At 37.9% G+C, this 14,787-nt stretch carries 11 protein-coding genes, 1 pseudogene and 1 riboswitch; of the genes and pseudogenes, 6 read left to right on the forward strand and 6 right to left on the reverse strand.

Annotated features, from left to right (window positions below; genetic code table 11):
• Nucleotides 1–68 precede the first annotated feature (68 nt).
• On the forward strand, nucleotides 69–953 hold the full coding sequence (locus tag DN408_RS05880; RefSeq protein ID WP_002129960.1) for a LysR family transcriptional regulator: 885 nt from the start codon (nucleotides 69–71) through the stop codon (nucleotides 951–953).
• 67 nt (nucleotides 954–1,020) lie between these two features.
• On the opposite strand, the gene DN408_RS05885 is transcribed toward DN408_RS05880, so the two are convergent.
• Complete coding sequence (locus DN408_RS05885) at nucleotides 1,021–2,106, reverse strand: hypothetical protein (RefSeq protein WP_002129962.1); 1,086 nt, start codon at nucleotides 2,104–2,106, stop codon at nucleotides 1,021–1,023.
• A gap of 89 nt (nucleotides 2,107–2,195) precedes the next feature.
• Entirely contained in the window at nucleotides 2,196–2,345 is a 150-nt protein-coding gene (locus tag DN408_RS31310; protein ID WP_002129963.1) for a hypothetical protein, read from the reverse strand.
• A gap of 252 nt (nucleotides 2,346–2,597) precedes the next feature.
• On the opposite strand from DN408_RS31310, the gene cydA reads away from it, so the two are divergent.
• From cydA to DN408_RS05900, 3 genes are all read left to right on the forward strand, one after another.
• Complete coding sequence (gene cydA, locus DN408_RS05890) at nucleotides 2,598–3,953, forward strand: cytochrome ubiquinol oxidase subunit I (RefSeq protein WP_002034780.1); 1,356 nt, start codon at nucleotides 2,598–2,600, stop codon at nucleotides 3,951–3,953.
• Nucleotides 3,946–4,971 carry a cytochrome d ubiquinol oxidase subunit II gene (locus DN408_RS05895; RefSeq protein WP_002089640.1) on the forward strand — a complete coding sequence of 342 codons (1,026 nt, stop codon included), beginning with the start codon at nucleotides 3,946–3,948 and terminating at the stop codon, nucleotides 4,969–4,971. The genes cydA and DN408_RS05895 overlap by 8 nt, the downstream gene beginning before the upstream one ends.
• A gap of 219 nt (nucleotides 4,972–5,190) precedes the next feature.
• The gene (locus tag DN408_RS05900) at nucleotides 5,191–6,549 is read left to right on the forward strand and encodes an arsenic transporter (RefSeq protein ID WP_050000986.1); all 1,359 of its coding nucleotides are present in this window, start codon (nucleotides 5,191–5,193) and stop codon (nucleotides 6,547–6,549) included.
• A 250-nt stretch (nucleotides 6,550–6,799) separates the two neighbouring features.
• Here DN408_RS05900 and thiC read toward each other — a convergent pair.
• Both thiC and lldP read right to left on the reverse strand, forming a co-directional pair.
• Nucleotides 6,800–8,561 (reverse strand): annotated as a pseudogene (gene thiC / locus DN408_RS05905) (phosphomethylpyrimidine synthase ThiC).
• Between the two features lie 112 nt (nucleotides 8,562–8,673).
• Nucleotides 8,674–8,789, reverse strand: a riboswitch (TPP riboswitch).
• A 71-nt stretch (nucleotides 8,790–8,860) separates the two neighbouring features.
• A complete protein-coding gene (gene lldP / locus DN408_RS05910; RefSeq protein ID WP_078177883.1) occupies nucleotides 8,861–10,522 on the reverse strand; it encodes an L-lactate permease in 1,662 nt (553 codons plus the stop codon).
• Nucleotides 10,523–10,808: 286 nt separating this feature from the next.
• On the opposite strand from lldP, the gene DN408_RS05915 reads away from it, so the two are divergent.
• Nucleotides 10,809–11,126 (forward strand): magnetosome magnetite crystal formation protein family, encoded by a 318-nt coding sequence (locus DN408_RS05915; protein WP_002016181.1) that lies wholly within the window; start codon nucleotides 10,809–10,811, stop codon nucleotides 11,124–11,126.
• Nucleotides 11,127–11,303: 177 nt separating this feature from the next.
• Here the strand turns inward: DN408_RS05915 and DN408_RS05920 are convergent, their stop codons facing one another.
• Both DN408_RS05920 and DN408_RS05925 read right to left on the reverse strand, forming a co-directional pair.
• Entirely contained in the window at nucleotides 11,304–11,795 is a 492-nt protein-coding gene (locus tag DN408_RS05920; RefSeq protein ID WP_002089644.1) for a metal-binding protein, read from the reverse strand.
• Nucleotides 11,796–11,845: 50 nt separating this feature from the next.
• Nucleotides 11,846–12,211, reverse strand: coding sequence for a YkvA family protein (locus DN408_RS05925; protein ID WP_002016186.1), 366 nt, complete (start codon nucleotides 12,209–12,211; stop codon nucleotides 11,846–11,848).
• Between the two features lie 550 nt (nucleotides 12,212–12,761).
• On the opposite strand from DN408_RS05925, the gene DN408_RS05930 reads away from it, so the two are divergent.
• A complete protein-coding gene (locus DN408_RS05930) occupies nucleotides 12,762–14,690 on the forward strand; it encodes an LTA synthase family protein (protein ID WP_002129972.1) in 1,929 nt (642 codons plus the stop codon).
• The last annotated feature ends 97 nt before the right edge of the window (nucleotides 14,691–14,787 follow it).

The raw sequence follows: 14,787 nt of genomic DNA on the forward strand, positions 1-14,787 counted from the left end.
TTCCATACTGTATAATACATCTTTAATTATCAATTCATTCCTTTTGGTCTATAGAAAGGAGATTCGAAGTGGAACTTCTTCAATTAAAATACTTTCAGACAGTCGCACGACTAGAACATATGACAAAAGCAGCTGAAGAATTGCATATCGCGCAGCCTTCACTCAGTAAAACAATCGCTAGACTAGAAAAGGACTTAGGCGTCCCCTTATTTGATCGCCAAGGTCGACAGATTACATTAAACTCTTTCGGCAAAGTATTTTTAAAACGAGTAGAACGCATTTTTCATGAATTAAGTGAAGGGGAACGCGAAATTAAAGATTTAGCTGAATTACAACAAGGCTCTATTACACTTGCAGTTTCTATTCCAAGAATATTACCCGAGCTACTCGGTTCTTTTTTACTAGAACATCCTAACGTTCGATTCCAACAATTTCTCGCATCTACTCCTTCTATGAAGCGGCAACTAGATAATATGGAAATTGATTTTTGTATCTCCTCTGTACCAATTGAAGGCGAGGAAATGGTTTGGGAACCACTTATCACAGAAGAAATTTTCTTAGCTGTTCCTTCAGGACATCGGTTATCAAACCGCGAAAGTATCTATTTGCATGAAGTAAAAGACGAATCGTTTATTAGTATGAACACTGGTTACGGATTTCGGCACTTAACAGATGAATTTTGTAAAAAAGCTGGTTTCACTCCACATATCGCTTTTGAAGTAGATGAACCAACCGTGATTAGCGATCTCATTAAGCAAGGTCTTGGCATCGCCTTTGTCCCAAGTTTAACTTTATTAAAAAACTCTACTTTAGCATCAAATAAGTTACGCATTATTGAACCTAATTGCGAACGAACTATCGGCTTAAGTTGGTCGAAGAAGCGCTATTTATCAAACACCGCCCAGCAATTTCGTGAATTCGTGATTGATTACTTCTCCAATATTAGGGCGTAAAATTATATCGCTTTACAAACAAATAACGACACAAATAAAAGGTACCATCCCCATAGGGTGGCACCTTTTATTTTTTACTCTTATCCAATTCCATTTCCGCTAAAAGCGGCAATACGTTATCGAAAATATGTGTATTATTATTCTCACCTGTTACATATCCACCATAATATCTACTAAATACATTATCATTTCGGAATGTAGTCATCCGCTCATACAATTCCTTCGCAAACTTTGTATCACCTGTTTGTAGTACGTACAAAATTGTTAATCCGTAAGATGCCGGTGATTCATAGTTCACAGCTTGTTTTCCCGTTTCTAAGTTATAACGACCATATAACTTTTCGTCTTCGCGAAATTTCTTCTTTATAAATTCCAAATAAGCATCTGATGAAAGACCGCCTAAACTACGATGATAAGCAACGTATGATTGATCAATAAGATTCACTTCTTTATCGTACGTAAATGTCCCATCATCTTTATACTCTTTCGGGAATGCCCAGCCCTGCCTTGGATAATCCGCTAAAAACTGAACAACTTCCTGATACTGCTGTGCAGAAATTTTTCCATACTTTTTCATATAAGAGAATGCATGCGGATTTATGTAAGATGTTGTTGCAAAGTTATTTTGTTTCCCTGTATCTGCATCGTAATAATCAACGTAATAATTACCTTTTTTATTATAACGAAGTACAGAATCACTCAATTGATCTGCAAGGTTTTTATAGCGATCTTCCTTGTACATTTCATAAGCACGATATAATTGTTCTATAATACGAAGATCATCGATAAGTGCATTAGTAGCTGACTGCATTTCTCCCTTTTCAGAGATTTTCCATATAACGATGCGATCCTTGTGTACAAAGTTATTTTGAATAACCTTCACTTGTTCATCAAATAAAGCTTGATCATCTTTATCAAGTGTATATTGTAGCCATAACCCTGCAGATTCTGATAAAGCTTCACGGCCCTTCGCTTCACCCTTACCTGCCTTTGTATCCTCTAAGCGATACGTTGCAAGTGTTCCATTTTCATTCACCATATGTCGTAAAACAAAATGCTCGGTACGATTTCCTTGTAAAGCTGACCAAAATACAACTCCACCTAAAGCGATTAAGAGAATAACCCCAATCCCTATATATAAACGTTTTCGCAAGCTTTTCACCTCCTTTTAAGGCTAACCTTAATTTTACCAGAACATACGCAAATATAAAAAAGACAATCCTTTAGATTGTCTCTCTCACCTTATCCTTCGCAAGCCTCTTTAGCAGGCCTATATAGCGATTCCACAAGTCGATCATATTCACGACGCGTAATTTCTTTATTATATAACTTTAATAATAAATCTCTATGCTCTCTTGAAAATGCCATCTTTTTAATGACTTCAGGATACATAAAACACCCTCTCCATTTCACATAAACTTCTTCATCCCGGAAACAGAACTTACGTTCGCATAAAAGATTATAAAAGATTCAGCCCTAAAAAACAAATAAAATATTACCAAATATCAATTTCTTTCTCTTTAGAATATTTAAACATTATATTACCGTACTCATTTTTTAAATACATATATATTTTTGGTAGTTTTTTGAATAAATTTTCCAATTCAATCAGAAAATAATGGCAAAAAGAAGGGGAGTATACATATGGATACCGTAACATTAGCAAGGGCATTTTTTGGTTCTTCATTAGCATTCCACATTATCTTTGCAACGCTTGGAGTCGGGCTTTCTTTAATGATTTTTATAAGTGAAATACTCTATCACTGGAAGAAAGATTCCGACTATGCCATTATGGCAAAAAGATGGACAAAGGCTTTTGCTATCCTTCTCGGTGTAGCAATTCCAACTGGAACAATTGTTGGTGTACAAATTTCACTTCTTTGGCCTGGTTTCGCCAAAATTGTTGGGCAAGTTATTTCCGTTCCGTTTCAAATTGAGATTTTCGCCTTCTTTTTAGAGGCTTTATTCATGTCTATTTACGTATATGCGGCTGATAAACTACCTCCAGTTATGAGATTAATCTCGCTATTTTTCGTTATGATTGGCGCCACTGCATCTGCCGTGCTTATTACATCGGCAAACACATGGATGAATACACCTGCGGGCTTTTCAATGAATCCAGATGGCTCAGTTTTTAACGTTGATCCGTGGAAAGCTTTCTTTAATCCGAGCTTTGGCACAAGTGCATTCCACGTCGTTATTACGGCCTATACAACTGGAGCAGCTGTTATCGCTTCTATCGCTGGATTTAAATTATTAAAGAAAAATTTAAGTGCTCGTGAAATTGCTTACCATAAAAAAGGATTACTGTTAGGGCTTGTCGTTACATTTATCACAGGTGCTACGATGTGGCTTTCAGGACACGAATCTGCTATTGCCTTACATAAACATTCACCTGAAAAACTAGCATCTGCTGAAGCTTTGTTTGAAACGACATCACACGCGCCTTTATCGATTGGCGGGGTTGTGGACCCTAACACACTTGAACTAAACTATGCCCTTGAAATTCCGAACATGCTTAGCTTATTAGTGGGACTAGACCCTAACACCGTTGTAAAAGGTCTAAAGGAATTCCCGCAAGAAACATGGCCACCATTTTACACACATACACTGTTCAATTTAATGGTCGGCACCGCTGCCTTTACCTTTGCAGTTGCAGCTATTGCCCTCTTATATTGGTACTTTGTTTACCGAAAAAAAGGAGTAGAGTTACCGAAGTGGCTTCTTTGGGGAGCTGCCGCCTGTGGACCCGTTATGTTGCTCGGTATTGAATTCGGATGGATTTTTAGTTGTAGTGGTCGTCAGCCATGGACAATTTATGGCATGCAACGCACAGTAGATGCTTCTACGCGCGCTGATTTCGTCGGTCCTTTATTTGTTTTATTCATCATTTTATATATCGGACTTGGTATTTTAACCGTCTTTGTACTACGGACATTCTTTAAGAAACATCCGTTAAAGAATGATTTACATCACGAAGGAGGCGATTCTCGTGCATGAGGAAAGCATTGCAATCATCATCTTATGGGCTCTTATTTTCGTATATAGCATATTAGGATCTATTGATTTTGGAGCTGGTTTTTGGGGCATGGTATACGCTAAACACCCGACGCTTGCTGCCAAGCTTGCTAATCGGTACTTATCACCAACTTGGGAAGTAACAAATACGTTTCTTGTCTTTGTCGTCGTTGCTTTTCTCGGTTTCTTCCCAAAAGCGGCCTTTACCCTTGCAACCGTTATGTTTGTACCAGTTATGTTAATTTTAGTACTCGTTGCGATTCGTAGTACATTTATGGTATTTGCTTACTCCCTGCCAAAATACCAACACCTTCTTCGGATTATTTCAGGTATTACCGGGCTCTTAATCCCAGCTCTATTAATTACCGTTCTGCCAGTTACAGAAGGTGCCTATATTACGATGTCTGAAGGAAAAGAAGTGCTCCTTTACGGAAAACTTCTTTCTAGTCCCGTTATTTATTGTTATATGCTCTTCGGACTAACTTCGGAACTATTTCTATCATCTCTCTTTCTTGCTGATTTTGCTAGGGAACAAGGTTCTGAAGATACGTACCGAATTTATAGAAGAAATGCCATCATACTTGGTCCTGCAACGCTCGTGACTGCTATTATCGCTCTCGTTGTAATGGACCCTGAAACACACTGGCTTATGCAAGGACTAATAAAGCAATTCCCATGGTTTACAGTCTCTATCATTTTATTTGTTATCGGATACTCTTCCCTTTGGTGGACAAATAAGAAATATGGCACACTAGGCTTTCCTCGCATTGCAGTTTTAGCTGTCGTCGCTCAATATGCATTTGCAAGCTACGCTTACGGCGTCGCCCATTTACCTTATATCATTTACCCGGACGTAACTGTATTTACAAGCTTTACGACGGTTGAAACATTCTATGCACTTCTTATTCTTTACGCAATCGGGATTGCAATTTTACTACCAGGATTTATTTTCTTCTGGAATTTATTCTTAAAAGATCGAACATTTTTAAAGGAAAAATAGTAAATTAGGGGCATTCACACATAGAATGCCCCTAATTTATTAGACTCCTCTCCTAATAGTTATTACACTACCCCTTATACTTGCCTTATTGCTCTAAATACACATATTCACTAGATTAAGGTAGATGCCTAGTTCTTCTTATTTTCTTTTGAATATAATGCTATATAAACTTGAGACAAGCTACATTTGTTCAAGGGAAAATAGAAAGGTAGGTTAAATATGAGCATTGAAATATGGATTACTATTATTGTATTCTTCTTAACGATGATTGTTATCTTTTGGCGACCTCGCGGTTTAAATGAGGCGTGGCCGGCAGCAGTCGGCGCTAGCATTATCCTCATTACTGGACTTGTATCAAAACCAGACGTCATGGACATTATAAGTAAAATCGGCGGTGCCTCTATAACGATATTAGCGACCATCGTTATGGCAGTTATATTAGAAAGCTTCGGCTTCTTCCACTGGTCCGCAGCGAAACTCGCAAATTTAGCGAAAGGTTCCGGACGACGCCTATACTGGTACATTCAATTACTATGTTTTCTTATGACTCTTTTATTTAATAATGACGGTAGTATTTTAATTACAACACCGATTTTAATTTTACTTCTGAAAAACCTTCAATTAAAACCTCATCAACAAATCCCTTATTTATTAAGCGGTGCTTTAATCGCCACTGCATCTAGTGCACCAATTGGTGTAAGTAATATTGTAAACTTAATTGCCTTAAATATCGTCCACATGACTCTTTATATGCATACTGCTATGATGTTTGTACCTGCAACACTAGGACTACTGTTTATGTCATGGCTCATGTATACAGTTTTAAAGAAAAAAATTCCAGAAAGATTGCCTGTTTCTTCATATGATATTGAAGAAATTTTCTTCACGAAAAACTTCCATCCGTTAAAAGGACAAAATTCTGTTAATACGAAACAAAAACGTACGAAATTCATGTTAAAAGTATTAGGCTTCGTCTTCCTTATGCGCTGTCTTCTATTCGTTGCATCCTTCTTATCGATTCCAATCGAAATTGTTGCCGTACTCGGTTCACTCGTTCTTCTCATCTGGAGATGGTACTACTTACGAACAAACCCAGTCGATATTTTGAAAAAGACACCGTGGCACATTTTAATTTTCGCCTTCTCTATGTACGTAATTATTTACGGGCTTCATAACGCAGGATTAACAGCGGCGCTTGTAAGTTGGCTCGAACCAGTTGTAAGTCAGCATCTACTCTATGCCAGCTTTGCAATGGGCGGACTCGTTTCCCTCCTCTCTAACGTCTTCAATAACCACCCTGCACTTATGATTGGTACAATCACATTAACAGAAATGGGACTAGATCCAGTCACATTAAAAACTATCTATCTCGCAAATATCATCGGTAGTGACATCGGTTCACTATTATTACCAATCGGTACACTAGCTTCCCTCATTTGGATGTATATCTTAAGACAAAACAAAATTAAAGTGAAATGGAAAGATTATTTAAGCGTATCTCTCATCGTAATCCCACTCACAACAGTCGTCACATTATTCCTCTTATACTACTGGGTACAATTATTCTTCACCTTATAAAGTGAAACTTTAATCAGTGGGTAGGTGTTCATCCCCCACTGATTATTAGCCCGCACCAATCGGGCGTTTACGGGCAGTTTATCTCCCACCTAACTTCCTTGCTCCAGCCGAATTTTGAGGTGGGAGTTTTACTGCCACAAATAGCGGGATAGACGACAGAAGCCCCCTTTGCTACCGTCTTAGCAAAGGGGGCTTCTTCTATATTTAAGTTAGGTACAGTGTGATCAATCAAGTAAAGAGGTGTAACGTGTTATTGATATAAGTGACTACCAGTTTCTTTGAATTCTACCGCTTTCTCTTTCATTCCTTTTTCAATTGCTTCTGTCGTTTCTAAGTCATTTTCTTTCGCATATTCACGAATATCATGTGAAATTCTCATACTACAAAACTTTGGGCCACACATTGAACAGAAATGCGCTGTTTTCGCCCCTTCTGCTGGCAACGTTTCATCATGGTACTCCATCGCGCGTTCAGGATCTAAAGATAAATTAAATTGGTCGCGCCAACGGAATTCAAATCGTGCTTTTGAAAGTGCATCATCACGCTGATGAGCCGTTTTATGCCCTTTCGCAAGATCGGCTGCATGCGCAGCGATTTTGTACGTAATAACCCCTTCGCGAACATCATCTTTGTTCGGTAAACCTAAATGTTCTTTCGGGGTTACATAACAAAGCATCGCCGTTCCAAACCAGCCGATCATCGCAGCACCAATCGCTGAAGTAATATGATCATAACCTGGTGCAATATCTGTCGTTAACGGCCCAAGTGTATAGAACGGCGCACCCTGACAAATATCAAGTTCTTTCTCCATATTTTCTTTAATTAAATGCATCGGTACATGCCCAGGTCCTTCAATCATAACTTGCACATCATGTTTCCAAGCAATTTTTGTTAATTCACCAAGTGTTTCAAGCTCAGAAAACTGCGCTTCGTCATTTGCATCTGCAATAGAACCTGGACGTAATCCATCTCCAAGAGAGAACGAAACATCGTACTGCTTCATAATTTCACAAATCTCTTCAAAGTGAGTATATAGGAAGTTTTCTTTATGATGGAATAAACACCACTGCGCCATAATCGAACCACCACGCGAAACAATACCTGTCATACGCTTTGCAGTAATTGGAATGTAACGAAGTAATACACCAGCGTGAATCGTGAAGTAATCAACGCCTTGCTCCGCCTGCTCAATTAACGTATCACGATACACTTCCCACGTTAAATCCTCTGCAATTCCGTTTACTTTTTCAAGCGCTTGATAAATTGGCACAGTTCCAACTGGTACCGGAGCATTACGAATAATCCACTCACGTGTTGTATGAATGTTTTTACCTGTAGATAAATCCATAATCGTATCTGCCCCCCCAGCGAGTCGCCCACGTCATCTTCTCTACTTCTTCTGCAATAGAAGACGATACAGCAGAGTTTCCGATATTTGCATTTACCTTCACGTGAAAATTACGTCCAATTATCATCGGTTCCGCTTCAGGATGGTTAATGTTCGCCGGCAAAATCGCACGACCTTCTGCAATCTCCTTACGAACAAATTCAGGCTCTACCCCTTCACGAATCGCAACATATTCCATCTCAGACGTAATAATGCCATTACGCGCATAATGCATTTGCGAAACATTTGCACCTTGCTTTGCTCTAAGCGGCTTACGATCCATTTGCGGGAAAACAGGTGTATGTTTTGAAGCTACTTTCACACCGTCATCCTCAGGTTTAATTTCGCGTCCTTCATAAGCTTCCACATCACCACGCCCCAAGGTCCAAGAGTGGCGCGGCGTTGGAATCCCTTTTTCCAGCTCCACTTTATACTCTGGATCTGTATAAGGTCCACTCGTATCATACACACGGATTGGCGGATTTTGAACACCGTTCGTATCGCTTTGTTCAATCTCGCGCATTGGTACTTTCATACCTTCACGTGTTCCATCCACATACACTTTCTTACTTCCTGGTAAACTCGATTTCAATTCAATTTGCTCAGCTGAAACAGACTGTTTCATAACCTTTGTTGCCCCCCTGTTCGTGACAAGGACGAGATATGGCCAGCGCATGCCAAAATAAAAAGAGCCAGGTCCATAAAAGAATAAGGACCTGGCTCATAAAGACATAATTATGTAAAGCCGTTAACTTCCCTACGCTGGTACGAGCCAGATCAGGTCCAAAGGGTTAAGAAGTTCACACGCTTCTCTCTCAGCCTACGCATACGTTAGGCACCCCTAGTTTATCACTGATTTAATTTTCAATACTTTCCAAGTATACACGTTAATCTGAAAAATGCAAAGGTTATTTCTTTTGTTGTTTACGGAATCATCCAAGTTAAATAATAAGCCTGCACATACGTCATAATCCCAATAATAGTAACGAAGAATAAACTATGCTTCAATGTAAAGCGGAACAAATCTGACTCTTTCCCAGCAAGTCCAACTGCCGCACAAGCAATCGCAATTGATTGCGGAGAAATCATTTTACCTGTTACACCGCCCGTTGTATTTGCTGCAACAAGAAGCACTTCAGATACACCGACTTGCTGCGCTGTAATTGCTTGTAAATTCGAGAACAGTGCGTTCGCTGACGTATCTGATCCTGTTAAGAATACGCCAATCCATCCTAAGAATGGCGAGAAGAACGGGAATAGTCCGCCAGTTCCTGCAAGTGCTAACGCTAATGTAGAAGATAAACCAGAATAGTTTGCGATAAATGCAAATCCTAATACGAATCCAATAGATAGAATTGGCATTTTTAGTTCGTTTAACGTTTCTTTAAATGTTGCTACTGCATCTTTTGCACTCATTTTTAAAATAAAGATAGAAATGATACAAGCAATTAAAATTGCTGTTCCAGTCGCTGATAAAATATCTAATTTCAAGATTGCTTCATAAGGTGTTGGTTTATTTACAATCGGCTCTGCCTTCATTACTAAATTGTGCAAGCTTGGAACTTCAAATTTAAATACGAGACTTTCTAAAGCGCCGCCCGGAGCGAATAACGCTTTAAAGAAACTCTGGCTCCAGATGACTACCATCACAGTCAAAATAATGAACGGAGACCACGCTTTTACTACTTTTCCTACTGTTAGTTTCGGCATAGATGTCGCCGTCGTCGTTGCTGCTACTTCACTATTCGCTTGCTTAGTTTGATAAATTTCTTTCGGCTGCCAAACTTTTAAGAATAGCGATAAACTTACTAAACTTACAAGCGCTGACGTAATATCCGGAAGTTCTGGCCCTAAAAACGTCGCTGTAATGAACTGTGTAATTGCAAATGAACTACCCGCTACAAATAAAGCAGGCCACGTTTGTTTTACTCCTTTAAAGCCATCCATTAAAAATACGATAAAGAACGGAACAAATAAAGATAAGAACGGTAATTGATGCCCAGCCATTTGTCCAATTTTATGCGGATCAATGCCTGTTACTTGTCCAGCAACTGTAATCGGAATCCCCATCGCTCCGAACGCTACTGGTGCAGTATTTGCGATTAAACAAAGACCTGCTGCATATAAAGGATTTAGCCCAAGGCCTGCCAGAAGCGCTGCCGTAATCGCTACTGGTGCACCAAATCCTGCTGCCCCTTCCAAAAATGCTCCAAATGAAAATCCGATTAAAATAACGAGTAAACGATGGTCATTCGTAATGGATAATACAGATGCACGAATGACATCAAATTGACCTGTTTTCACAGAAATTTTATATAAAAATACTGACATAATGATAATCCACGCAATCGGCCATAACCCGTATAAGAAACCGTATCCGGTCGCTGCCATTGCCATTGTGAATGGCATTTTATACGCAAATAGCGCCACCAAAATCGTTAATACAACTGTAATAAATCCTGCCACATACCCCTTCATGCGGAAAACTGCTAATGCTAAGAAAAAAAAGATGATTGGAATAAGTGCAACTGCTGCCGAAATCCAAATGTTACCGAACGGATCGTAAACTTGTGTCCATGTGTTCATTGTTCTCTCCCCCTAAAGAATCCCCTTTTAAATAAAAATAACCTTATCAATAGACTATCGGGTCATCATACCTTTAAGTCTAAAAATATAAAACGTTCAAGAAAACGTTTTCAATAATTTTATCACAACAATTTTCATTTAAAAAGATTTTTTTGAAAATTTCATCATTTAAAACAGAAAATCTTACAAAAACGTCACGTTCTTGTAATGTTAATCGATAGGAAGCTCGCCAAATCTACTGCATACTAAAGGTATAACAACGAACATTACTTATGAGGTGATATATATGAACGGAAACAAAATATTAGCAGCTTTATCATACTTTAGTGTATTATTTGCGCCTATCTTATTCCCTATTATCGTGTGGATTGTGGGCGATTCTGAAACGAAACCACATGCAAAACGTGCTCTATGGACACACATTATTCCAAGTATCGCAACATTTATTGGATTAGTTATTTTAGGAATTATGGGCATCGGATCTGATCAACCAGACGTAACACTTGGAATTGGAGCAATCATCGTCTTATGTATTTGCGGGATCATTAGCTTATACTACTTTATTTGGAATATTGTGAAAGGCATTAAGGTACTGAAAGCTTAGTTTTAAACAAACGTTTGATTAAAAAGGAACTGTCCAAAAATTGATGTCGCATGATCGTAAATGAAATTTTATCGGCGATTCGACAAGGAATATCGACTTAACTACAAAATACGACAAGAATAACCTACCTATTAATAACAAAAAAACCGTCCCAAAATACCTTTTGGGACGGTTTTTTTATCTTCTGCGTTTCTTCTTTTTTCTCATCATTTTCTTTCGGCGCGTATTCGCTTTATCCGCTATAATGTGGAGCGTACTCGCCACAACAATCCCCATTACAAACGTTACAATTTCAACCTCGTGTTCCTTCGCAATTTCTATTAAATTTCCACCGAATGCGATTATATTTAATAGGAATAAAAACGGAGAAAACACGATTAACATGTATGCAATACGAATAATATCACCAATTATAATCGTATGTGTGAAGAAGGAACGATGGGGCATTACGCTCCTATATGGATACCAAAAAATGCGGAGGAATCCCCATTTATTATACGCATTACTGTACGTATCTAAATCCGGTGTTAGAAATGAAGTACCTACTAAAAAGCCAATTGCAAAAGTTAATAAAAAATCAAAACTTGTTAATCCATACGAAAAGAGCATAAACAAAACAACCGGAAGGGATATTAAGTTTATTTTCGTATGCGTTCTTCCTGATGGCATAATGCACTTCCTCGCTTACGTTCGCCCTGTCATCCTATGACAGTTCTCACCTATTGATCTAATTTTTGATCGATAAATGATGTGTCTATATCCGAACCAAACCATTCTGCCAACTTCACTCGTGCCTTATCTTTCACATCTTCATTTACGTATATCGATGCTTGTAATAGTGCGGCCATTAACGCACCTAAATCATCCGTATAACCGACTCCAGCAATGAAATCTGGAATGGCATCAATCGGTGCAATGAAATAAGCAAGTGCTCCGATTACAATAATTTTCACTCGTTTTGGAACATCCGGTCTTTGCAACACGTAAAACAACAATAAACTCGCATAGATTACCGACTGCCCTGCCTGCTTCGCAACATGTTTTATTTTCTTCCAAAACGCTTCAACTGAAAATTTTTGTTTCATTCAAAAGCCTCCCTATTTTCAAAAGAAATAAGCTACAATATGTTATGTTATCAGTAAAAGTTCATCAAAATTACACATAATCTATCAATGAAATTTCATTGTAACAAACAAAACCGAAAAGAACAAGTGTTCGTTAATTTTTTCATATTTTCCTTCATATAATAGTTTTCTAGACAACCACTTAAAGATTTCTATTCCATATTTCTCAACCAAAAAACTTTCAATTCCGCTTAACATTCTTTTCTATTTTTGTTATATTTTCTAGTTGACGGGCATATAAACGAATGTTAAAGTTTTCTCTGGTAGTGACAAATCACATACAAAAAATGTAAAACGTTATAGTGTTTCTCAGAAATGAATTTTGTTGTATAATACAGAAATGACGTTATGCTTATGAGCAGCACAAGAAACCAAAAAGGGTATGCATAGTTAAAGTCGTATATGGGTGAATATAGAAACTCTAATTATGGCCAATAAAACTATGTATTTTTTATTTTAACATTTTTCGCTCCAAAATCGACCAAGCCTGATAGAGAAAGGGTGGAAATGAATGAAAGAAACCATGAAATCACAATTTCAAAATGTGCGTTTTACTTTATTCGTAGCTTTGGCCGTATGGCTAAAATCCTACATCATTACACGCACTAGCTTCGATTTAAAACTTGAATCTTTCATGCAAGAATTCATTTTATTCATTAGTCCATTAGCAGCATCATTACTGTTTGTGGGTCTTGCATTATTTGCAAAAGGGAAAAAACGTAACTATATAGCACTAGGAATTAACTTTATCTTAACGTTCATTCTTGTTGGTAACGTAATGTTCTACGGATTCTACAATGACTTCGTTACTTTACCAGTACTAGGACAAACGTCTAATTTCGGAAGTTTAGGTTCTAGTGTGAAAGAATTATTTAACTACAAAATCATCCTTGCATTTGCGGATATCATCGTATTCTTCGTTCTATTGAAGAAGAAGAAAGATTTTGCACCGACAGAACGTGTAGCGCGTCCGATGCGTTCTCTATACTTCGTGTCAACAGTTGCTATTTTCTGCGTAAACCTAGGATTTGCAGAAGCTGAGCGTCCAGAACTATTAACACGTTCATTCGACCGCGTTATGCTTGTTAAAAACTTAGGATTATATGTACACCAAGCATACGATCTTGGCTTACAAGCAAAATCAAGTTCACAAAAAGCGTTTGCTGATGGTAGTAAATTACAAGAAACAGAAAACTACGTGAAAACAACACAAAGTAAACCAGATCCAAATATGTTTGGTACTGCAAAAGGGAAAAACGTAATTGTTGTCTCTCTTGAATCATTACAAACATTCTTAATTGGTGCGCAAGTTAACGGACAAGAAGTTACACCATTCCTAAACCAATTTGCGAAAGAAAGTTATTACTTCGATAACTTCTTCCATCAAACTGGGCAAGGTAAAACGTCTGATGCTGAATTCTTAGTAGATACTTCAATGTATCCACTAGACCGTGGTGCTGTATTCTTTACACACGGTAATAACGAATATACAGCAACTCCAGAAATTTTGCGTCAGCAAGGATATCACACATCAGTATTCCACGCGAATAACGCAACGTTCTGGAACCGTAACATTATGTATCCGGCACTTGGTTATGATCGTTACTACAACGAGCTTGACTACAAAATTACGCCAGAAACAAAATTAAATTGGGGATTAAAAGATATCGAATACTTCGATCAATCTATCGATATGTTAAAACAAGTGAAGCAACCGTTCTATACTCGCTTCCTTACTTTAACAAACCATTACCCATTCACTTATGATGACAGTACGAAATTAATCGATGAATACAATTCTGGTGATGGCGTATTTGACCGTTACATGGTAACTGCTCGCTATTTAGATGAAGCAATGAAACACTTTATTGAGCGTCTAAAAGCAGAAGGTATTTACGACAACTCAGTTATCGTATTCTACGGTGATCACTATGGTATTTCTGAAAACCATAACCGTGCAATGGCACAGTTCTTAGGAAAAGAAGAAATCACTACATTTGACCATATGAACTTACAAAAAACACCGATGTTTATTCACGTTCCAGGTCAAAAAGAAGGTAAAACAATTTCAAAACCAACTGGTGAAATTGACATTAAGCCAACAATTCTAAACTTACTTGGTGTAGATTCTACGAATCAAATTCAATTCGGTCATGATGTATTCTCACCAGAAAATAAAGGATTCGTCGTTCTTCGTGACGGTAGCTTCGTTACAGATAAGTACATGTACACGAACAGTACATTCTACGATCGCCACACTGGTGAAGTTCTGCAGTTACCGAAAGAAGAAGCTCAACCACTTATTGATCGTGCACAAAACGAGCTAAATATGTCAGACAAAATTATTGAAGGCGACTTACTTCGCTTCTCTGAAAGCAATAAGATCAAAACTGGCGAAGTAAAAACGGCTATTAAAGAAGAAAAGAAGAGCGCTGAGTAATCTCAGCCTCTTTTTTATTTTCCTCTCTACAAATTCTTCTATACATTAACTTTAAAATTACATAACCTTCACCTAATATTTACACCACATTAACGAA

Source organism: Bacillus sp. AR13-1 (genome assembly GCF_008042285.1).
GTDB classification, from domain to species: Bacteria; Bacillota; Bacilli; order Bacillales; family Bacillaceae_G; genus Bacillus_A; species Bacillus_A mycoides.

Coding starts and splice junctions, on each gene's coding strand:
- DN408_RS31310 (WP_002129963.1), bottom strand. CDS start 2,345: ATGTATCCTGAAGTCATTAAAAAGATGGCATTTTCAAGAGAGCATAGA.
- cydA (WP_002034780.1), top strand. CDS start 2,598: ATGGATACCGTAACATTAGCAAGGGCATTTTTTGGTTCTTCATTAGCA.
- DN408_RS05925 (WP_002016186.1), bottom strand. CDS start 12,211: ATGAAACAAAAATTTTCAGTTGAAGCGTTTTGGAAGAAAATAAAACAT.
- DN408_RS05915 (WP_002016181.1), top strand. CDS start 10,809: ATGAACGGAAACAAAATATTAGCAGCTTTATCATACTTTAGTGTATTA.
- DN408_RS05930 (WP_002129972.1), top strand. CDS start 12,762: ATGAAAGAAACCATGAAATCACAATTTCAAAATGTGCGTTTTACTTTA.
- lldP (WP_078177883.1), bottom strand. CDS start 10,522: ATGAACACATGGACACAAGTTTACGATCCGTTCGGTAACATTTGGATT.
- DN408_RS05920 (WP_002089644.1), bottom strand. CDS start 11,795: ATGCCATCAGGAAGAACGCATACGAAAATAAACTTAATATCCCTTCCG.
- DN408_RS05900 (WP_050000986.1), top strand. CDS start 5,191: ATGAGCATTGAAATATGGATTACTATTATTGTATTCTTCTTAACGATG.